Origin of the sequence: Paracoccus sp. (in: a-proteobacteria), assembly GCF_046462195.1 — a bacterium.
Classification (GTDB): Bacteria; Pseudomonadota; Alphaproteobacteria; order Rhodobacterales; family Rhodobacteraceae; genus Paracoccus.
Genome location: NZ_JBKGUN010000146.1, coordinates 1 through 20,297, shown reverse-complemented (window position 1 = coordinate 20,297; position 20,297 = coordinate 1). Strand labels below are relative to the sequence as shown.

Annotated in this window: 16 protein-coding genes; 11 read left to right on the top strand and 5 right to left on the bottom strand. The window is 64.9% G+C overall.

The annotated features are described in order from the left end of the window. Nucleotides 1-76: 76 nt before the first annotated feature. Nucleotides 77-1,846: a thiamine pyrophosphate-requiring protein gene (locus tag ACLHHB_RS09485; RefSeq protein WP_410218034.1), complete on the bottom strand. Its 1,770-nt coding sequence runs from the start codon at nucleotides 1,844-1,846 to the stop codon at nucleotides 77-79. 128 nt (nucleotides 1,847-1,974) lie between these two features. On the opposite strand from ACLHHB_RS09485, the gene ACLHHB_RS09480 reads away from it, so the two are divergent. Further along, nucleotides 1,975-3,342: an erythromycin esterase family protein gene (locus tag ACLHHB_RS09480; protein ID WP_410218033.1), complete on the top strand. Its 1,368-nt coding sequence runs from the start codon at nucleotides 1,975-1,977 to the stop codon at nucleotides 3,340-3,342. An 81-nt stretch (nucleotides 3,343-3,423) separates the two neighbouring features. On the opposite strand, the gene ACLHHB_RS09475 is transcribed toward ACLHHB_RS09480, so the two are convergent. Next, complete coding sequence (locus tag ACLHHB_RS09475; RefSeq protein ID WP_410218032.1) at nucleotides 3,424-4,623, bottom strand: PQQ-dependent sugar dehydrogenase; 1,200 nt, start codon at nucleotides 4,621-4,623, stop codon at nucleotides 3,424-3,426. Nucleotides 4,624-4,852: 229 nt separating this feature from the next. On the opposite strand from ACLHHB_RS09475, the gene ACLHHB_RS09470 reads away from it, so the two are divergent. From ACLHHB_RS09470 to ACLHHB_RS09430, 9 genes are all read left to right on the top strand, one after another. Continuing rightward, nucleotides 4,853-5,593, top strand: coding sequence for a DUF4336 domain-containing protein (locus ACLHHB_RS09470; protein WP_410218031.1), 741 nt, complete (start codon nucleotides 4,853-4,855; stop codon nucleotides 5,591-5,593). A gap of 444 nt (nucleotides 5,594-6,037) precedes the next feature. Continuing rightward, nucleotides 6,038-6,403, top strand: coding sequence for a response regulator (locus ACLHHB_RS09465; protein ID WP_410218030.1), 366 nt, complete (start codon nucleotides 6,038-6,040; stop codon nucleotides 6,401-6,403). A 3-nt stretch (nucleotides 6,404-6,406) separates the two neighbouring features. Further along, entirely contained in the window at nucleotides 6,407-8,380 is a 1,974-nt protein-coding gene (locus ACLHHB_RS09460; protein ID WP_410218029.1) for a chemotaxis protein CheA, read from the top strand. A gap of 10 nt (nucleotides 8,381-8,390) precedes the next feature. After that, nucleotides 8,391-8,891: a chemotaxis protein CheW gene (locus ACLHHB_RS09455; RefSeq protein WP_410218028.1), complete on the top strand. Its 501-nt coding sequence runs from the start codon at nucleotides 8,391-8,393 to the stop codon at nucleotides 8,889-8,891. A 127-nt stretch (nucleotides 8,892-9,018) separates the two neighbouring features. Next, nucleotides 9,019-11,238, top strand: coding sequence for a methyl-accepting chemotaxis protein (locus ACLHHB_RS09450; RefSeq protein ID WP_410218027.1), 2,220 nt, complete (start codon nucleotides 9,019-9,021; stop codon nucleotides 11,236-11,238). 55 nt (nucleotides 11,239-11,293) lie between these two features. Further along, on the top strand, nucleotides 11,294-11,827 hold the full coding sequence (locus tag ACLHHB_RS09445; RefSeq protein ID WP_410218026.1) for a chemotaxis protein CheW: 534 nt from the start codon (nucleotides 11,294-11,296) through the stop codon (nucleotides 11,825-11,827). 18 nt (nucleotides 11,828-11,845) lie between these two features. Next, complete coding sequence (locus tag ACLHHB_RS09440; RefSeq protein ID WP_410218025.1) at nucleotides 11,846-12,676, top strand: CheR family methyltransferase; 831 nt, start codon at nucleotides 11,846-11,848, stop codon at nucleotides 12,674-12,676. 2 nt (nucleotides 12,677-12,678) lie between these two features. Continuing rightward, nucleotides 12,679-13,797, top strand: a complete 1,119-nt coding sequence (locus tag ACLHHB_RS09435) for a chemotaxis response regulator protein-glutamate methylesterase (protein ID WP_410218048.1) — start codon at nucleotides 12,679-12,681, stop codon at nucleotides 13,795-13,797. Between the two features lie 14 nt (nucleotides 13,798-13,811). Next, nucleotides 13,812-15,422, top strand: a complete 1,611-nt coding sequence (locus ACLHHB_RS09430; RefSeq protein WP_410218024.1) for a hypothetical protein — start codon at nucleotides 13,812-13,814, stop codon at nucleotides 15,420-15,422. A 179-nt stretch (nucleotides 15,423-15,601) separates the two neighbouring features. Here ACLHHB_RS09430 and ACLHHB_RS09425 read toward each other — a convergent pair whose 3' ends face one another. Further along, a complete protein-coding gene (locus ACLHHB_RS09425) occupies nucleotides 15,602-16,120 on the bottom strand; it encodes a CYTH domain-containing protein (protein ID WP_410218023.1) in 519 nt (172 codons plus the stop codon). 213 nt (nucleotides 16,121-16,333) lie between these two features. Here ACLHHB_RS09425 and ACLHHB_RS09420 point away from each other — a divergent pair, with 213 nt between their 5' ends. Further along, nucleotides 16,334-18,250 carry a DNA/RNA non-specific endonuclease gene (locus ACLHHB_RS09420; protein ID WP_410218022.1) on the top strand — a complete coding sequence of 639 codons (1,917 nt, stop codon included), beginning with the start codon at nucleotides 16,334-16,336 and terminating at the stop codon, nucleotides 18,248-18,250. A 22-nt stretch (nucleotides 18,251-18,272) separates the two neighbouring features. Here the strand turns inward: ACLHHB_RS09420 and ACLHHB_RS09415 are convergent, their stop codons facing one another. Next, nucleotides 18,273-18,509: a DUF982 domain-containing protein gene (locus ACLHHB_RS09415; protein WP_410218021.1), complete on the bottom strand. Its 237-nt coding sequence runs from the start codon at nucleotides 18,507-18,509 to the stop codon at nucleotides 18,273-18,275. 281 nt (nucleotides 18,510-18,790) lie between these two features. Continuing rightward, the coding region (locus tag ACLHHB_RS09410; protein ID WP_410218020.1) for an ATP-binding protein at nucleotides 18,791-20,297 on the bottom strand (1,507 nt) is incomplete at its 5' end.

Here is a 20,297-nt window from a genome sequence, read left to right as displayed (position 1 = left end):
CGCTGTCACAGGCCGCTCCGCCACCCGTACTGCGTATCAGAACGGCGGCCCCTTGCGGCCGCCAACCTGCAAGGTCCTAGCTGCCCCCCAGGACCTGCCGCGCCGTGTTCAGCAGAACGCCGCCCCGTTCGGGATCGCGCGCCGTGGACGACAGGAAGTTGCGGACCTGCTTGAACGTCAGGTGTGGCGGCATTGGCGGAACCTCGGGATCGGTCCGGACCTCGATCACCGCCGGAACGCCGGCTGCCAGCGCCATGTCCCAAGCCGGGCCGATGCTGTCTGGATCGTCCACGAAGATCCCCTTCAGCCCGATCATCTCGGCAAAGCGATGATAGGGCACATCGGGAATGGCCTGACTGGCCTCGAACTTGGGATTGCCCTCCATGATCCGCTGTTCCCAGGTGACCTGGTTCAGGTCGCAGTTGTTCAGCACAAGGCAGATCCAGGTGGGGTTCTGCCAGTCGCGCCAGTATTTGGCGACGGTGATCAGCTCGGCCATGTTGTTCATCTGCATCGCGCCGTCGCCCACCATGGCAATGACCGGCCGGTCTGGATGGGCGAACTTGGCTGCAATGGCATAAGGAACCCCCGCCCCCATCGAGGCCAGGCCCCCGGACAGGGAGGCCATCATTCCTTCACGCATCTTCACGTCGCGTGCGAACCAGTTGGCGCATGACCCCGAATCCGAAGTCAGGATGGCGCGGTCGGGAAGGCGCGAGGACAGTTCCCAGAACGGACGCTGCGGGTTCACCGGCTGGGCTGGCTGCATCGCGCGTTCTTCCAGCGTCTTCCATGACCGGGCGACGCTGCCCTCGATCGTCTTGCGCCATGTGCCGCCTGTCTTCGGCTTCAGCAAGGGCAGCAGCGCCCGCAGCGTTTCCGCGCTGTCACCGACCAAGTTCGATTCCATCGGATAGCGCAGCGACAGCATGGTCGGGTCGATATCGATCTGCACCCCCCGCGCCGACCCTTCCTTGGGGAGGAATTCGGAATAAGGAAAGCCCGAACCAACCATCAGCAGCGTGTCACACCCTTCCATCAGGTCATGGCTGGCCGATGTGCCCAACAGGCCGATCGAGCCTGTCACCCAAGGCAGGTCGTCGGGCAGCACGGCCTTGCCCAGCAGCGCCTTGGCCAAGCCCGCATCCAGTGCGTCGGCCACGGCGCGCAGTTCGGGTGCGGCGCCAAGGGCCCCGGCGCCGGCCAGAATGGCCACCCTGGATCCTGCGTTCAGAACCTCGGCCGCATGATGAAGGTCGGCCTCAGACGGTATGACCCGGGGCTTTGACAGGCCGATGCCGGAAAAGACCGCACCATGCGCCCGGGGCGGGTCCTCGTATGGCATTTCCTGCAGATCGTTAGGAAAGATGAGGGCCGTCACCTGCCGCTGGCCAAGGGAGGTCCGCACCGCGCGGTCCGTCAGGTGGCGCACCTGCGCCGGCACCGTGGCCTGCTGGACAAAGGCGCTGGCAACGTCCTTGAACATCGAGACAAGATCGATCTCCTGCTGGTAATGGGCTCCCAAGGCCGTCCGCGCCTGCTGGCCCACGATGGCCAGCACCGGCATGTGATCCAGCTTGGCGTCATAAAGCCCCGTCAGCAGATGGGATGCCCCCGGACCCGAGGTGGCCAGACAAACGCCCAGCTCGCCCGTGAACTTGGCATGGGCCGAGGCCATGAAGGCGGCCATCTCCTCGTGCCGGGCCTGGACGAACCGGATGTCGTTGCCGCGCCGCTGCAGCGCCCCCAGAAGGCCGTTGATGCCGTCGCCCGGGTAACCGAAGACACGCGTCACGCCCCAGGCGCGCAACCGCTCCCAAAAGAAATCACCGACCGTCTGGGCCACCTGCTGCCCTCCTGCTGCCTGGATGCCGTTCCTTTCAACCCCGCGCCTGTTTCCCTGTTCCCACCGAACTGGCAGGGATCCGGACTGGCAGGGACTTGGCCGGGCAGGAATCCGGCCGGAACATCCGCATGGCTGCGCGGTTCCCTCTCGACATGACCATGCCAGAGAAGGGGGCCACAGCCATGGCACATGCCTTGTCATCAGGAACAAACGGCAGCGTCAGCGCCCTGATCGCACGATACGCGAATCCGCTGCCTGACCCGCATGACAGGGCGTTCGCGGCTTGGTTCGAGCGATGGGCGGATTGCAAGGTCGTGATGTTGGGCGAGGCAAGCCATGGCACGGCCGAGTTCTATCACGCACGGGCGGCCATCACGCGCCACCTGATCGAGCACCATGGCTTCACCATCGTCGCGGTCGAGGCCGACTGGCCGGATGCGGCCCTGATGAACCGCTTTGTCCGCAACCTGCCCCTTCCCGAAGGGGCGGACCCTTTCCAACGCTTTCCCCGCTGGATGTGGCGCAACAGTCCCATTGCGGATCTGCTGGCGTGGATGCGTGACTGGAACAAACATCGCGCACCCGAACGCCAGGCCGGCTTCTTCGGCCTCGACATGTACAACATGCGCGCGTCCATGCAGGCCGTGATCGCCTATCTGGAGGGTGTCGATCCGGGTGCCGCAGAACTTGCACGTCAGCGTTACGGATGCCTGCAGCCTTGGGCCGACCGTCCGGATGCTTATGGCCGGGCCGTCCTGACCGCGGGCCATCGCACCTGCGAGGAGGCGGTGATCCGGCAGTGCCGCGACCTGCTGGAGCAGCAGGACCAGGGACGAGACCCTGATGCGCTGGAGGCCGCTCAGAATGCCCGGCTGGTCGCGTCGGCCGAACGCTATTATCGCGTGATGTACCGCGGAGGGGCCGAGGCCTGGAACCTGCGCGACAATCACATGTGCGGGACGCTGGCCGATTTGCTGAAGGCGGCGGAGCCTGGGGGAAAGGCGGTCGTATGGGCGCATAATTCCCATGTCGGCGATGCCCGCCACGGCGAAATGGGGACCCGCATGAACGAACACAATCTGGGACAGCTTGCGCGCCAGGAGTGGGGCGACCAGGTCGCGTTGATCGGCTTTGGTACGCATGAAGGAACGGTCACGGCCGCATCGGACTGGGACGCACCCATGGAGGTCAAGTCGATCCGGCCCTCGCATCCCGACAGCTTCGAGAGGATGTGTCATGACAGCCAGGTGCCGCGTTTCGTGCTGGACCTGAGCAGTGAGCCCGCGATCACCGAAGCTCTGGCCGAACTCCGCCTTCAGCGATTCATCGGCGTCATCTATCGCCCCGAAAGCGAGCTTCTGAGTCATTATCTGGAAACATCGCCTGCGCGGCAATACGACGGCTGGGTCTGGTTCGACCGAACAACGGCGCTGGTTTCGGGCGAGGCGGCCGGTGGGGAAAGGGATCTGCCGGACACTTGGCCCTTCGGGCTGTAGAACGCCTGCCGTCGGGGCGCTGCCGGACCGGTTTCTGCCGGCGGCAGCCGGTACCGCTGATCCCGGCACCGGCCCTTGCCGTCATTCAGCCGCGTGGCGGATACGATAGATGACACCATTATGGTCGTCGGCGATCAGCAGCGCGCCCTCGGGGGTGACCGCAAGACCCGCCAGACGCGCGATCTGGCCATGGCCGTCACCGTCCTGCGTCAGAAAGCCGGTGATGAAGGGTTCGAAACCGGTCGGCTCGCCATCCTCGAAGTTGATCCGCACGACCTCATAGCCCGCCGGGGGATTGGCGTTCCACGACCCGCGCATGACTTGGAAAGCATCGTCGCGATATTCTTCGGGAAAGGCATTGCCGGTGTAGAAGGCCATCTGCAGCGGCGCGGAATGAGGCACATAGGTGGCAACAGGCGCTTCGGTCGTTTCGCAGAAGGCGTCCTTGCTGTCAAAGCCCGTGGGCAGGCCGGCGACGAAACGGTCCACCTGACGATCGCCATGGCACCAGGGCCAGCCATAATGGCTGCCTTGGGTGATGCGGTTCAGTTCTTCGGGCGGGGTGTCGGTGCCGCGGGCGTCCGAGCCGTGATCCACCCCCCACATCTCCTCCGTCACAGGATGCCAGCCAAAGCCGATCGTGTTGCGGAGGCCTTCGGCATGGATCGAACGTTCGCCCCCGTCCAGAGGAATGCGCAGGATGGTTGCGTGTTCGTCCTTGGGTTCGTCGCAGGCATTGCAGGTCGATCCGACCGACAGATACAACGCCCCGTCCGGCCCGATCGCCAGCGTGCGGTTGGGGTGCTGACCTGCGTCGGGAATGTCGTCGGCAATGGTTTCCAGTTCTCCGACCGTGCCGTCCTCGGACAAGGGGGCAGACAGCACTTCGTTGATCGTGGCCAGGTAGATGCGGTCGCCGTCGATGTGGATGCCGTGCAGGTTTTCCCGTTCCAGCACGGTCTGCGGCTCGGTGGCCTCGCCATCGGCATTGCCCAGCATCAGCAGGTCGCCTTCGTCGCGCCGGGTGACATAAACATTTCCCGAATCCGACACCACCAGCATCCGGGTGTTGCCCAGGTCCTTGGCAAAGACCTCGATATGGAAGCCGTCAGGCATGTTCAGCGCTTCGATCCGTTCAGGCGTGGGTTCCTGCGCGGTCGGCTCGTACAGCACGGTTTCGGTCGCGACAGGTCCCGACCCGGGCGAATTCTGCGCAAGAGCCGGACCGCTTGTCGTGATCAGCGCGCCGAGCGCGAGGGTGGAAAGGGGGGACAGCTGCATGAGAACTCCGGGTGAAGGTTTGGGTGGGGCAGCACTGGCAAGGCCACTGCGACCGGCGGCAGACGGGCCGCCTGTGGCGTCGAGGCGCTGCATGAACGAGCCGCCACCAGAAATGCCACGACTGCTCCTGTAACCGGCGCAGGCCTTGCGTGGTTCCCCCCGTCAGGAACATCACGCACTCTTGCCGGTTGAACCCGCACGCCAGCTTCAGATGCCAAGAGGGGTTTCGATGACGCAAGTGACCTATCCGCCGCTCGACACTCCCAAGCCCGTCGCGGCCGATGTCTGGATCGTGGACAGCGGCCCGCTGAAGGCCATGGGGATGCTGCCCCTGCCGGTGCGCATGACCGTCTTTCGCCTGCAGGACAAAAGCCTGCTGCTGCATTCGCCGACGCGCTTCACGTCCGACCTGCTGTGGCAGCTGACCGATCTGGGCGCTGTTCGGCACATGGTGGCGCCGAACAGCGCCCACTGGACGATGCTGAAGGATTGGCAGCAGGCCGTTCCCGACGCCGTGACCTGGGCGGCCCCGGGCCTGCGGGACCGGGGGCAGGTCAAGCGCTCGGGCCTGCGGCTGGATCGCGACCTTGACGAGCACGATGCCGAAGGCTGGCCTGCCGAACTGGAACGGATCGACATTCGGGGCATCGGCGGCTTTCACGAGATCTGCCTGTTTCACGAACCAAGCCGAACCATGGTGATGACGGACCTGATCCAGAACCTGGAAAAACCGAAGATGCCGGCGGCGGTTCGGCCGTTGCTGTCGCTGGCGGGAAACGCCGCGCCGAACGGGCGTGCCCCGGGATACCTGCGGGCCGTGGTCAAGCTGAAGGGGCAGTCCGCGCGCGAAGCAGCCCGCCGTCTGGTCTCGCTTCAACCCGAGCGGGTCATCTTTGCCCATGGCGCCTGGTTCGAGCGCGATGGAACAGCGCGGCTCAAGCAGTCCCTGGACTGGCTGATCCGCGACTGAGACATGCCTGACCTGTCCGAAGGGACATGAGGCCGGGCCGACAGGGCCGGTCGCATCAGGACACGCATGGAAATCGGCAGGGCGTTCACCCGATATTAGCGACTCGTCCGCTAGGGGTGGAAAACCAGCCACAGGTTTTCGCCGTGTCCTCATGAACAAGAACGACCCTTTCCTTCTCGACGCCATGCTTGCCCCGGGCGATGCCCGGCATGCCTGCGCATCTCTCAGGGCCTGGCTCGATCGCGGTGGCGACGGGCTGCTCGAGATTGCGCCCGTTCCCCCGGCGCCCGCCTTGCCGACGCAGCCTGCGCTTCAGCTTTTGCTTGCCACCGCAGGTGAACTGGACCGGCGCAGTCCCGGCATGCCGCGACTGGGCGATGAGGCCCGGCGGCTTGCTGCCCTTGCGGCTTTCCCTGACCCGCTTCCCCCTTACCGGAGTGCATGATGAGCATCACCGTATTGACCATCGACGACAGCAAGGCGATCCGGGACATGGTCGCCTTCAGCCTTCAACCTCACGGGTATCGGGTGATCGGCGCCGCCGACGGCGCCGAAGGGCTTGAAAAGCTCCGGGCCGAACGACCGGCACTGGTCATCACCGACCTGAACATGCCGGTCATGAACGGGATCGACTTCATCCGGAACGCCCGCAAGGAAGCCGCGGGCGCAGGCGTTCCCATCGTCATGCTGACCACCGAATCCAAGCCCGAACTGAAGGCCGAAGGCAAGGCCGCCGGCGCCACCGGCTGGATCAACAAGCCCTTCGATGCCGCCATGCTGGTTTCGGTCACCAAGAAGCTGGCGGGTTGACCGATGGAGGACATCAATCCCGCCATTGGCGCCTTTGTCCAGGAAGCCCGGGAAATCCTGGAAGGGCTGGAAGCGCTCCTGCTGGATCTGGAAGGTCAGGTCGATCCCGAACAGGTGGACGCGGTTTTTCGCGCCCTGCACACCATCAAGGGGTCGGGGTCGATGTTCGGCTTTGGCGTCCTTGCACGCTTTACCCATTATTTCGAGGATGCCTTTGACAAGGTGCGTGACGGTCTCTTGTCGGTGGACAACCGCCTGATCGACCTGTCGCTGAAGGCCCGTGACCACATGACGGCCCTTTTGGCATGCGGTGGCGACGGTCCCGAGGCGGAGGCGCTGGAGGCCTCCGGCGCGGCCGCGGAACTGCTGACGGCACTGGCATCCATCACCGGTCCTGCGGGACAGGCGGAGCAGCCTGCGGTGGCAGCCCCTGCCGGCCGGAATGCATCCGGCCTGCGCCACTGGTTGATCCGTTTCCGGCCCGAACCGATGGCTTTGCAGAACGGGATGCGCCCCGACCTGCTGATCGCCGAGCTGGCGGAAATGGGAACCGCAACCGTCACGGTGGATGCCGCCGCCCTTCCGCCCCTGGCGGAACTGGACGCGGGCCACAGCTATCTGGGCTGGCAGATCGCGCTGCAAACGGAACAGCCCCGCAGCGCCATCGAGGCTGTTTTCATCTTTGCCGACGATGCCGAACTGGACATCTCGGAGGTGGCCGCCGCTCCGGCCTCACCGGCCAGACAATCCATTGCGGAAAAAACCTCTGCCTCTGCTTCTGCCAGAAAGCCTGCCGAAGCGGCCGGTGAGAATGTGCGCGTTCCCGCCTCCAAACTGGACGAGATCATGGACCAGTTGGGGGAACTGGTGATTGCCCAGGCCCGTCTCAGCCAGTTGGCCGCCCTCAGCGCGGATCCGGAACTGGAGACCATGGTCGAGGAGGTCGAGCGCCTTGTGACAGGCCTGCGCGACTCCACGCTCTCCATCCGCATGCTGCCCATCGAGATGGTCTTTGGAAAGTTCCGACGGGTTGTCCGTGACCTGTCGTCCGAACTGGGCAAGGAGGTCGGCCTGACCACCGAGGGTGGCGAGACCGAGATCGACAAGACGGTGATCGATCGCCTGTCCGAGCCACTGGTCCACATGATCCGCAACAGCATGGACCATGGGATCGAGAGCTTGGAGGCACGTCTGGCTGCCGGCAAGCCGGCGCGCGGTACCGTCCGCCTTTCGGCCCGTCAGGAAGGGGGCGAGGTCCTGATCACGATCGAGGACGACGGTGCCGGCCTGGATCCCGACGCAATCCGCGCCAAGGCCATCGAACGTCAGCTGATTGCGCCCGATGCCCAGCCAAGCGACGACGAGCTTTACCAACTGATCTTCGCCCCCGGTTTTTCGACGGCAAAACAGCTGTCCAGCGTATCCGGCCGGGGTGTGGGCATGGATGCCGTGCGTTCCACCGTCGACGCCTTGCGCGGCAGCGTCGAGGTCGTCTCGCAGCGCGGTCGCGGCACCCGCGTCACGCTGCGCCTGCCGGTGACGCTTGCCATTGTCGACGGGCTGCTGGTCCGCCTGGGGAAGGCGGTCTTCGTGATACCCCTCGCCTCGGTGGAGGAATGTGTCGAGCTGGACGCCACGGACCGCCGGCGCGACTCGGGCCGCACCATGCTGTCGATCCGCGAGCATCTGGTGCCCTTCCTGGATCTGGACGTGGTCTTTGCCCGCGAACCCAGTACCGAGCCGCGGCGTCGGGTGGTGATCGTCAAGGCCGACGGTCAGCGTCTTGGCCTGGTGGTGGACGACATCCTCGGCCAGAACCAGACGGTCATCAAGACACTCAGCCAGTATCACCGGACCGTCGAAGGCTTTGCCGGCGCAACCATTCTGGGCGACGGCTCGGTTGCCCTGATCATCGACGTGGCCACGCTTGCACGCCGGGCGCTGGTAATCCGCCACGCGCAACGCTCTGCCGCCTGAGGGAACGCCGATGGATACCGCAATCGCCTCTTTCACCGTACCAGGCACGTCTCGGGGGCGTGACATGGTGCTGATCTTCCGGCTGCTGGGCGAGGCTTTCGCCCTGTCCGTCAGCTGCGTGCACGAGATCCTGGACCCGATCCCCGTCACCGATGTTCCCAACGCGCAAAGTTTTGCACCCGCGCTGGTGAATGTCCGCGGCGCCATCGTGCCCCTGATCGACATCCGCCACAGGCTGGACATGCCGACCGCCCGGGCGGGCGCATCCTCGCGGATGATCGTGCTGGAACTGCCCGTCGCCGGTGTGCCCACCCGCCTCGCCATCCTTTGCGACGCCGTCGAGGAGGTGATCGAGGCCGACACCGCCGCGCTGGAAAGCATCCCCAACCTCGGGGCACGCTGGCCTGACGCCTATGTTCAGGGCGTGGTGCGCCATGGCGAGGATCTGGTGATCCTTCTTGAAGCCGAAACCCTTTTCCGACCCGAACCCGACCGGCCTGCACAAGGCTGAACCAAGGATGCCTGATCCATGCGCCTCGCGACAAACTTCGAAATTGCACCAGCCTTCGCGCCGGAACGGCGTCATGGCCATCGTGACCCCTCGTGCCAAGCCACGCTCTGAAAGAAAGATCACGCTCATGCGTATGACAATCAAAACCAAGCTGATCGCCGTCTTTGCCGTGCTGATCGCTCTGCTCGGTCTGTCGAGCTTCATGGCGCTGCAGAAGGCGTCGCAACTCCAGGCGCAGCTGGACCAGGTGGTCGACCGCACCGCCTATCAGCTTGACGAGAGCCTGCAGATGGAGGCTGCGGCAGCGCGTTCGATGAGCCTCATCAAGAGCTATCTGGCTCAGACAGATACAGACGTTGCGACGCAGGTTGCCCAGAACGTCGACCAGCAACTTGCTGCCGTTGCCGAAGCGTTTGCGAACGTGGAGAGGGTCACCGTCACCGAACAAACCAAGGCTCGTCTGGCTGCCTTCGACAAGGAGTGGCAAGAGTTCCTTGAAGTCGAGGCGGAGCTTCGTCCTGCAGGTCTCGCCAACACAAACGAGCGGGCAGCGAGAGCCTATCTGGCCGAAAGTGAGCCGGCGTTCCAAACCCTTTATGCTCAGACCGAAGCTCTGATCGGTGATTTGCGCAATCGCATTGCTGCCGCCGCCATCCCGGACCCACGTGTCGTGGGGCTGGAAGCCAGTGTTGATGCGCTGACGGACAACATCCGCAGGGTTCAGAGCCTAGAGCGCGACATGCTTATCCTGACCGCCACGGATGCGCTTGCCGCAAAGCAGGTTGAGATTGCCGAAGAGCAGGAAGCGCTGCTCGGAAACCTGGCGGCAGCCGAACGCACTGCGTCGGGCACTGACCGCGCAGCCGTCGAGGGGATCAGGGAGGCGTGGCTGGCTTGGAAGGCGCCTCTGACCGCAACGATCGACCTGTCACTGAAAAATTCCAACACGGTCGCGAGCGAGATCCTGAACACGCGCCTCGAGCCGGCATTCAAGGAAAGTTTCGATGCTGCCGACGCGCTTGCCAATCGGTCGCGTGAAGTCCTCGACCTTGTTCAGGCCGACGCTCAGAAGGCGTATCTGAACTCGCGCAACACGCTGCTGGCCCTCGGCATCGCAGCCGCGATCATCGCCATCGCTGCTGCCTTCTGGCTTTCGATGACGATCAGCCGCGGCCTGGCCCGGGCAGTTCACGTGGCCAAGGAGGTCGCACGCGGCAATCTTGACGTCGATGCCAAGACCAGCAGCCGCGACGAGATCGGCGTTCTTCTGAACGAGATGGATGGCATGGTGGGCGACCTCCGGGGAATGAGCCTTGCTGCTGCCAGCATTGCCAAGGGGGACCTTCAGGCGGAAGTCACGCCGCGCTCGGCTGACGATCAGCTGGGCATCGCGCTGCAGGACATGGTGGTCAAGCTTCGCGACGTCATCTCGAACGCCAATATCAGCGCGAACGGCGTGGCCGAGGGGGCGCAGGCCATGTCGGCCACGGCCGAGCAGCTGAGCCAGGGCTCGACCGAACAAGCGGCCGCCGCCGAGCAGGCCTCGGCCTCGATGGAGGAAATGGCCGCCAACATCCGCCAGTCCTCGGACAATGCTGCGCAGACCGAAAAGATCGCGACACAGTCCGCCAAGGAGGCTGCCGAAAGCGGCAAGGCCGTCGACGAGGCGGTGCGCGCCATGAAGACCATTGCCGAAAAGATCAACATCATCCAAGAGATCGCGCGCCAGACCGACCTGCTGGCCTTGAACGCGGCGGTCGAGGCCGCCCGTGCCGGTCAGCATGGCAAGGGCTTTGCCGTTGTCGCCTCCGAAGTGCGCAAGCTGGCCGAACGCAGCCAGCAGGCCGCAGGCGAGATCAGCGAACTGTCGGGCCGCACGGTCGAGGTCAGCCAGCGCGCCGGCGAGATGCTGACGGCACTGGTGCCCTCGATCCAGCGCACCGCGGACCTGGTGCAGGAGATCAGCGCCGCCGCCCGGGAACAGAATGTCGGGGTCGAGCAGATCAACGAGGCGATCCGCGAACTGGACGCAGTGATCCAGCAGAACGCCTCGGCCTCGACCGAAGCGGCCAGCGTGTCGGAACAGCTGGCGTCGCAGTCCGAGCAGCTGCGGGGGGTCATCTCGTTCTTCCGGCTGGAAGACCAGAGCGCGACAGCTGCACGACCCGCGCCGGTCGAGGCCCGGACCCGCACCACGCCGCGTCCGGCCGCACGCAAGGCCAAGGCCGCCATTGTCATCAAGCCCGGACAGGTGAACGGCAAGGCGGTGAACGGCACGCAGTTGAACGGCGTCCATCTGGACCTTGGCAGCGACCACGTCTCGGACGCGGATTTCGTGCGCTACTGAGGCCGCGGCCCCGGGCTGTCCCGGGGCCACCTCCCCCTTGCTCCGGAGCATTCCCATGACCGCCCTGCAGACAAAACCGACGCACGAACCGGCCGAGCCCTGGCTTCCTGCCAACGCGGACGCATCCCCCTCGGAGCCGGACACCTATCTCACGGTCGAACTTGCCGGCCAGATCTTTGCCATCGATGTCGCGGATGTTCGCGAGATCCTCGACATGCAGCCCATCTCGCGACTGCCCAATGCACCATCCGACCTGATCGGCATGATCGACGTCCGCGGCGAAGGCATCGCCATCCTCGACCTTCCCAGCCGTCTTGGCTTGGAGCGTCTGCGCACGCGCGCGGAAAGCCGCATCGTGGTGCTTGAACTGGGCCGGGCGCCGCGCCATCCTGTCGGCGTCATTGCCGATCGCGTTCTGAGTGTCGTGGCCGTCACTGCGGACGGGATCGAACCTGCTCCCGCAACCCTGACGCACTGGCGATCGGATGCCCTGGTCGGGATCGTCCGCATCGGTGAACAGCTCACGATGGTTCTGGCATTGGAGCGGCTGTTCGCGGCCGATGCCCCCGGCCCGTTCGACTTCGGCTAGATCATGTCAGGCGCGATCATGGCCCCGGGACCGAGACTGACCGACGACCAGGCCCGTGTCCTTGTCGATACCGCGCGCAGGGTCGCCGGAGTGGCCATCGCGGCTGACAAGCTCTCCTTTCTGGAATTGCGTGTCAATCGTCGCCTGCGCGAGATCGACTGCCCGGACTTTGTCAGCTATATCGCCCTCTTGCGAGGGCCTCAGGGCGCTGCCGAAGCCCGCTGCGTGGCCGAGGCCCTGACTACCCACACCACCAGCTTTTTCAGGGAAAAGGCCCATTACGACTGGCTTGCCCGCGAGGGCCTGCCCACGCTGCTGCAGAACGGTGCCGCTCGCAAGCTGACGATCTGGAGCGCGGCCTGTTCGCTGGGATCCGAGATGTGGTCTTCGGCCATGCTTCTGGACCGGATTGCCGCCAGCCGGCCCACCCCCCTGTCATGGGAGGTCGTGGGTACCGATGTGTCGCGCCGCATCCTGAAGCGGGCCGCGAATGCCGTCTTCACGCCCGACGAGATCACGGGCATCCCCGAGGATCTGCGCCGCCGATATCTGATGCGCTCGGTCGGACCGCGTGAGCTTTACCGGATCGTTCCCGAGCTTCGCGAGCGCGCGCGGCTGGCTTGGGCAAACCTGATCGATCTGGACGCCGGCCTGCGATTGACGGCGGACGTGATCTTTCTGCGCAACGTGCTGATCTATTTCACGCCCCCCGACCAGGACCGCGCCGTCGACGGTGTCGTCGCGCGCCTGAGGCCGGGTGGCTATCTGCTGACCGGTCATTCGGAAAGCCTGAAGAACCCTCCCCGGGCGCTGCGTCAGATCGCGGCGTCGATCTATCAGAAGGTTTGAACATCTTGGAACGACAGACACGCCGCCCGATCCGGGTGCTGATCGTCGATGACAGTGCCGTCGTACGCCAAACCCTGTCCGACTTGATCGCCTCGGATCCGGACCTGCAGGTGATGGCAACGGCGGGTGATCCCTTTGCCGCCGCCGCGCGTATTCAGGAAGAGCGTCCGGACGTGATCACGCTGGATGTCGAGATGCCGCGGATGGACGGCGTCACCTTTCTGCGCAAGCTGATGGCGCAGCATCCCATTCCGGTGGTCGTCTGCTCGTCCCTGGTAGGAGCCAACAGCGAAACGCTTGCCCAAGCCATGGCGGCAGGGGCGGTTGATGTCATCTGCAAACCCCAGGTGGGCGTGCGGGATTTCTTGGAGGAAAGCCGCACCATCCTTTGCGATGCGGTCAAGGCCGCCGCACAGGCTCGGCTGGGCCGGATGCGCCCGCAGCGGATCGAGGCCAAGCTGACCGCCGATGCCGTGCTGCCCCCGCCTTCGGGGCGGGCAATGGCCAAGACCACGGAAACCGTGATCGCCATTGGCGCCTCGACCGGTGGAACGGAGGCGCTGCGCGTCGTGCTGGAGGCGATGCCGGCCGATTGCCCGCCCATTGTCGTCGTTCAGCACATGCCCGAACATTTCACGGCGGCCTTTGCACGCCGCCTGGACAGCCTTTGCGCGATCACGGTCCGCGAGGCGCGCCATGGCGACCGCCTGCTGCGCGGCCACGCGTTGATCGCCCCCGGCAACAAGCACACGTTGCTGGAACGGAGCGGGGCCACCTATTGCCTGCAGGTGGTGGACGGCCCTCTGGTCAGCCGCCACCGGCCCTCGGTCGATGTTCTTTTCCGCTCGGTCGCGCGGTCCGCGGGGCGCAACGCCGTGGGCCTGATCATGACCGGGATGGGTTCCGATGGCGCACAAGGGCTGCTGGAGATGCGCAGTGCTGGCGCACGCACGCTGGGTCAGGATGCCGCGACCTGCGTGGTCTACGGCATGCCGCAAGAGGCCCATCGTCTTGGTGCTGTCGAGGAGGAAATTCCCTTGCCGCGCATCCCTGCCACCTTGCTTAGGCTGACGGCCTGGAAGGCTGACGGTCTGCCAGCCGCGGCCATGCGACAGAAATAGAGAAAGAACAGGCCATGTCAGAACAGCTTGCAGTGCCGGGCGTTGTCGCGCAGCCCTTGTCCGAATTGCGCAGGACCAGCCAGGCGCATTTCGAGCAGCTGACCGACGTTCTGGGCGAAGTTCATGGGGGGCTGGGTGCGATCGCCACAGATGTTGCGCGCCTGAACGGGCTGCTGGCCGAGGTGGGGCAGGCACGTCAGGATGTCGGTCAGGTGCGCCTGGCCTGCATAACGCTTGCCGATCACCTTGTACGCTCGCATGCGGCGATCACGGCGTCGACCCTGCCGCCTGCGCTTGCGGACGGAACGGATGCCGCGGAAACCCTGCGGCTGGAGTGCCGGCAGTTGCGGGCCATCGCCTCGATGACCCGTGTTGCGGGGCGTGCGGCCAATGTCGAGGGGATCGAGGCTTATATCGTCAGCCTGCGCACCATGATCCAGCGGCTGGAGGACACATCGCAGGTCATGCGCGAAGGGCTGCGCAGCGTCGCTACTGCCGTCACCGGGGCCGCGACCTATCTGGCCGATGCCAGCCTTTGCGCCCGCCGCGCGCTGGAGCCGCGACACGCGGTTAGGGCATCGGTGGACCTGCAGGAACTGTCATCGGTGACGGGAATGCTGATGACCCGCCTGGGCACCAGCACCCAAGACAACACCGGTGTTCTGATGAACGGGATCCAGTTCTCGGATGCATTTGCCCAACGGCTTCAGCATGTCGAGATAATCCTGGATGCGGCGCAAGGGCGCGCGGGTCCGCAAAGGCTGGCCTCGGCCCAGCTGGCCGCACTTTGCCTCGATGCCGAAATGCTGCTGAAGTCCACACAGGCGGCGTTGCAGAACCTTGGAACCGATGGCCAGTCTGCGGCACGGGCCCTTGCTGGCGACATCGGCGGGCAGGCGGCGGGCGTTTTGGCCGACTGGCAGTCCGAACTAGACGATGGCCAGACGCTGGATGGGCTTGTGACGCCTGCCCTTCGAGGGGCCATGGCAACCGTCGAGGCCATCGATGCCGCCATGGAGGCATCGGCCCGGCATCTGGAAACCCTTTCCGCCACCGCGCAGGAAGTCCGGCTCGCGGCGGTCAACTCGGGCCTTCTGGCACGCCGCAGCGGCAGCGGCAGCGGCAAGACGGCCATGGCGGTGCTGTCGACAACGGTGCAGGAACGGGCACAGGTCTGCAGCGGCCTGAACCTGCGGTGCCGAAGCAGCTTTCGGACGATCACTGAATTGACCGGCCAGGCGGGTTTTGCGCTTCTTGCTCGGGAAGCCGAAGGCCTGACCCTGCATATCGCCCGCGCCCGTGATGATCTGGCCCGCGTCAGCGACCTGTTTTCCGAACTCGACAGGTTGAAGCAGGCTGCCGAAGACAGTGCGCTGAGATTGCAGCATGCGGTGGACAGGGGCCTTGGTGTCCTGTCGGGGCTTCCCGCCCTTGTGGCACGTATCGGTCACCTTGCCATTCCTCCGGCGGGCGAGGTTTCCGGAATGCCCGACCCGGCTGAACTTGAGGTCTTCAGGAACCTTTACACCATGGATCGCGAGCGCGAGGTTCATGCGCAGCTGATCGGGGCAGAACCCGAGATCACCGTCGCTCCCGAGCAGTCGATGGAGGACATCTTCTTCTGAAGATTGTGGGTCAACGGAAGGGCAGGGACAGAGTGCTTCCTGGGCAGACGATGCTGCTTGCATGGCTGCAATCGGTCGCCTCGGGGCATCAACTTGCACCGCACAAATACGGGGAGGCTTTCCGGCCGGATCGGCCGCCAGCAACGGGCCGAGCGGCTGTAGCTCCGGCCATCAGCGGATCAGCAGGCCGGGCAGGCATACCTGATCTCAGCCAGCAGCGCGTCCAGTTCTGCTCCACCGCCCTGAACAAGCCGCGCCAGCGTCCCCGAGCTGTAACGTGTGTCATGGGTGATGTCGCTTCCGGCCCAGGTGGGGCAGGTGAAGCAGTGATTTTCGGAAGGCAGTTCCACATCCGAAGTCACGAGGCCCGACAGCCGGCCCAGGTATTCATCGACCTGCCAGGTCAGCCCTTGGAAAGGAACATCGTACCGCCGCTTCTCGATGGCCGGAGTGCCGGCAAATTCGTCGATCATGGCCGCGGCTTCGGCATGAGAAAGGCTGACATGAAATTCGCTGCGCGACACCCCCTTGCGGTTGCCCTTCAGTGTCAGCGTTGCCGTATCGTCGCAGATCCTGATGCGCGCCTTGCCGGATTCGAACCGGGCGATCAGGTGATCCCTGATGTGGTGGCAGGCAATGGTCTGGTCCCGCCACGCATCGCACAGGACCAGAAATTTTCGTTCGATCTCAACGGCCAAAATGCCCTCGTCACTCTGTTTCTGTCGGCGAAGGCTTAATCCTTGGCTGCCGAGGCGGCAATCTCTCTGTTTCGGCAAGGGCGGAGTTCCTCCAAAGGGGCCCAGCCTCAGCCTGTCACACAAGTGTCGCCGCGCTCCGCCCGTTGCTCGACTTGGGGCCTCGGGCCTGCCAGAAAAGGGGCAGCAGGCCGCGGCGTCCCGCAGGAGGGTCAGATGTTTCACAGCCAGATCGAACAGGTCCGTCACAACACCGCCGATTTCGACGGGCGCGCCGCCCGCATCCTGCAGGCGCAGCGCGATGACGCGATGACGTCTGCACAGGCCGGGCTGCTGAAGGAAGGGGCGACATTGGCGGGGTTTCCGCCGCAGCAACTGGTGCCCGAGGCGCTTGGCCAGCACGGTATGGCCGAGGCGATCGTGCTGGCCCGGCTGCGTCCTGCCTTTTTCGTGAGCGAAACGGCCATCGACACCACCGATGCGGTCGAGGCTGACCCTAGCCTTCTGGATCTGGTCAGGCGCAATGACGCGCTGCTGCAGGCCACCTGCAGGGGGGTCGGCCGGGTTGATCTGCTGCATCATTCCACGCTGCCTTATGCAGGAACGGGGTTCCTGATCGAGGACGGGCTGGTGGTGACGAACCGTCACGTGGCGCTGGTCTTTGCCGAACGGCTGCGAAGCGGATACCGCATGCGCCCCGGTCGTTTTGAAACCCCGATGGAGGCGCGGCTGGATTATCATGGCTTCTTCCGCGCGACCTCGCATCTGCGCGCCGAAGTGACCGAAGTCCTGTATATCGCCCGTGATCACGAGCCGGACTTTGCCCTTCTGCGCGTGGCGCGGCAGCCTGTGGCGACACCGCTGGACCTGCTGGGCGGGACGCCCCTCAGGGACCGGCGGCCGGCCGTCGCGGTGGTCGGCTATCCGGCCGAGGACGGTACGCGCAACGAGCCTGCATTGATGGATCAGATCTTTCGCGGCCAGTATCAGGTCAAGCGCCTGGCGCCAGGCTATGTCACCGACTACAGCCGGGCTGAGCCCGTTCTGATGGCCGATTATTCCTCCCTTGGCGGCAATTCCGGTTCTCCCGTCCTATCCCTCGAGGATGGTAGGGTCTTGGGGCTGCATTTTGCCGGTCGGTTCATGGAAAACAATTATGCCGTCACGGCGGACGTGATCGAAGCCGCGCGCCGGCAGATCGTCAACAGCCGTCCGGGAGCCGGTCTTCCGAAACCCGAGGCACCGGTTTCCGCAGCCGCCAGCTTTGCAGACAGGAACGGCTATGACCCTGAGTTTCTGGGAACGGGCGCGCTGGCGGTGCCGCTTCCGGGGCTGGGGCACTGGGAAGCCGCGCCGGTGCAGGATGCCAACGACCGGGTACTGCGTTATCGCAACTTTTCGGTCATCCAGTCTGCCGCCCGCCGCCTGCCGCTGGTGACGGCGGTGAATATCGACGGGGCGCAGTCCCGGATGCTCAAGCGCAAAGGAGAATGGCGGCTGGACGGACGGCTGGACGCGGCCCACCAGATCGGGAACGAGCTTTATCTTCGGAATGCGCTGGACCGCGGGCACATGGTGCGCCGACGCGACCCCGGCTGGGGGTCCCGGGCGCAGGAGGGTGAGGATGATACGTTCCATTACACCAACTGCGCCCCCCAGCATGAGGACTTGAACCAGAAGGACTGGCTGGGTCTGGAGGATTACATTCTTGAAGCCGCTGAAACGCGTGATTTTCGCGTCACGGTCCTGACAGGGCCGGTGTTTCGGGACACCGACCGTTTGCTGAAGGCGCAACCCGGCGCCGAGGATATCCCCATCCCGGAAGAGTTCTGGAAGATCGCCGTCATGGTCGATGCGAAAACGGGGCAGTTGTCGGCAACCGGCTATGTCCTGTCGCAGGGGCGAATGATCCGCCAACTGGTCGAAAGCGTATTCGTTTATGGCAGCTACAGGACCTATCAGGTGCGCATTGCGTTGATCGGCGCCGAGACCGGACTGGATTTTGCAGGCCTGACAGCCTTTGATCCCTTGGGGGCCGAGTTGTCGACCGAGAGGGCCTTTGCCGACGTGGCGCAGATAATCGAGGGCCCGGACAGCCTTGTTCTTTCACCATCCTCGCGTCCGGCCGGGTGACAGGGCCAGATAGGGTGAAGTGTCAGTGGCTGTCCACCATGACGCCGCCCTCGGTCAGCGCCATCATGAAGGCCCGACGAGCATCATCGGAAGGACGCTCCCCCTGGATCGCCTCGATGCAGACGTTGATCGCATCGCGATAGGCCGGACCATCGTATTTCTGCCACCAGCCGTCCAGGATGCGCAAGGCTTCCACAGGGCCCTTGACCGTGATGGTGCTGTTCTTCTCGGTACGGAAAGTTACTGCTTGGGGCCACATGTCAGTTTCCTTCCTTTGATCAAAATGCATTTTCAAATCCGCAGAGTATCCTGCGCAGTATTGTTATGACTGAGCATAATACGAAGCGAATGACGAAGTCTCCCGGAAATCGGATAAATGGTCCTTTTGAAGGGCATCTTGTTCACCCGAAGGGGCAGCCGCGGGTTCGCACAAAGGAGGAGCGGCCGCCTCTTTCGCAGAGCGGCTCTCACAACTGCACAACCGGTCAAGGCCCCCCGATCTCGGGCGTCCGCGCACGTCACGTGCCGCCCTTTGGGGGATCAGATCAGCCTGTCCGCTGGTTGCCTTGTCAGCGACAACCGGTGGCCGGGCAGGTGCCGGAAGGCGCGGTCGCGACAGGTCAGCAGGATGACCTGCATCCGCTGCGCCGCGTCCCCCAGGATCTCAGCCATCAGGTCAAGACGGGCATCGTCCGAATACACCAGTGGATCGTCAAGGATCAGAGACACGGGCCGCCCTTGTTCCAGCAGCATGTCGGCAAAGGCGATGCGGGTCAGCACCGACAGTTGCTCCTGCGTGCCGCGCGACAGGTCCCGACAGTTTTCGCTGAAACCGCCGCGGATGATGGCATCAAGGGCCAGATCTTCGGAAAAGCTGAGGTCACAGCCCGGCAGCAGCCGTTCGATATGGCGACGGGCGCGGCGCGCGACCGGTCCGACGAAACGGGCCGAGGTTTCGTTACGCGCCTGATCCAGCGTGTCCCGAAGCAGCTTCAGCGTGTCTGCCTCTTCGGTGATACGCTGAAGCGCGGCCTGCGCGGCCTCGACCTCTTCACCGGCGGCGGCGGCATGATCGGCCAGACCCTTGCCGCCTTCACTTTCAACGACCCCTTCCAGCCGCGCGATGTCGGTGATCAGTCGGGTGCGCGCCTCGGCGGCACCCTGGGCACGGGCGTCGATCGTGTCGATCCTGCGCCGGATCGCGGCAAGGTCATGCGCCGTTGCATCGCGCTCGGCCTCGGACAAACGAACGGCTGCCGCTGCGGCACCGATCTGCGCCTGCTCAAGGTCGGCGGGCAGGGCGGCGAATTCCGGTCGGGCCTCGATGGTGGCCAGCTGCGCACAGGCGTTGGCCAGATCGCTTGCGGCGCCCGCCTCGGCCGTGGCCATCGGCGCCTCTTCCTGCTCCAGCCTGCGAAGTGCATCCAGTGCACTGGCCTGCACGCCTTCGGCGCGGGCGGTGGCGGTATCAGCGGCCTCGACCGCCTGCAGCAGCGCATCCAGATCGGGCGGGGCCCCCTCTGCCGAGTCCTTGATCTCGGGCAGGTTCGCGACGAACAGTTTCAGCGCATCGCGCCCCTCGGCAAGGCCCAGGGCATCGTCCGCAGGCGTGACGGCATCAATCTGCGCTTCCAGCGTCCGCAGTTCCCCCGAGGCCTCGCGTGCGGCATCCGCCCGTGCGCGGGCAGCGGCAAGATCATGAACCCCCAGCTCACGCAGGGCCGCCTCATGTCGCGCCAATGCCAGGTCGAGTGCCTGCTGGGCGCTGGCCGCGCCTGCGGGTGGCGTCACGGTCAGCTCTGCCCCGCCCAGACGGATGATGATCGGCCGTATCAGGTTCCGCTCGCCCAAGGCCGCAGCCTGATCGTCGATGGTCAGCCCCGTCAGGTCGCCTTCCAGCCGGATATGCGTCGCCCCCGCCGCAAGAACCGCGCCGGCTTCCGCAACGGCACGACCATTGGCTTCCAGTTGCGCGATCATGTCAGGCGGGATGGATGCGGCGGCAATCTTGGCGGTTTCAGCCAGCTGTTGTTCCAGCTCCAGAAGG

Coding starts and splice junctions, on each gene's coding strand:
- ACLHHB_RS09415 (WP_410218021.1), bottom strand. CDS start 18,509: ATGTGGCCCCAAGCAGTAACTTTCCGTACCGAGAAGAACAGCACCATC.
- ACLHHB_RS09465 (WP_410218030.1), top strand. CDS start 6,038: ATGAGCATCACCGTATTGACCATCGACGACAGCAAGGCGATCCGGGAC.
- ACLHHB_RS09440 (WP_410218025.1), top strand. CDS start 11,846: ATGGCCCCGGGACCGAGACTGACCGACGACCAGGCCCGTGTCCTTGTC.
- ACLHHB_RS09430 (WP_410218024.1), top strand. CDS start 13,812: ATGTCAGAACAGCTTGCAGTGCCGGGCGTTGTCGCGCAGCCCTTGTCC.
- ACLHHB_RS09420 (WP_410218022.1), top strand. CDS start 16,334: ATGTTTCACAGCCAGATCGAACAGGTCCGTCACAACACCGCCGATTTC.
- ACLHHB_RS09445 (WP_410218026.1), top strand. CDS start 11,294: ATGACCGCCCTGCAGACAAAACCGACGCACGAACCGGCCGAGCCCTGG.
- ACLHHB_RS09475 (WP_410218032.1), bottom strand. CDS start 4,623: ATGCAGCTGTCCCCCCTTTCCACCCTCGCGCTCGGCGCGCTGATCACG.
- ACLHHB_RS09470 (WP_410218031.1), top strand. CDS start 4,853: ATGACGCAAGTGACCTATCCGCCGCTCGACACTCCCAAGCCCGTCGCG.
- ACLHHB_RS09480 (WP_410218033.1), top strand. CDS start 1,975: ATGGCTGCGCGGTTCCCTCTCGACATGACCATGCCAGAGAAGGGGGCC.
- ACLHHB_RS09450 (WP_410218027.1), top strand. CDS start 9,019: ATGCGTATGACAATCAAAACCAAGCTGATCGCCGTCTTTGCCGTGCTG.
- ACLHHB_RS09460 (WP_410218029.1), top strand. CDS start 6,407: ATGGAGGACATCAATCCCGCCATTGGCGCCTTTGTCCAGGAAGCCCGG.
- ACLHHB_RS09455 (WP_410218028.1), top strand. CDS start 8,391: ATGGATACCGCAATCGCCTCTTTCACCGTACCAGGCACGTCTCGGGGG.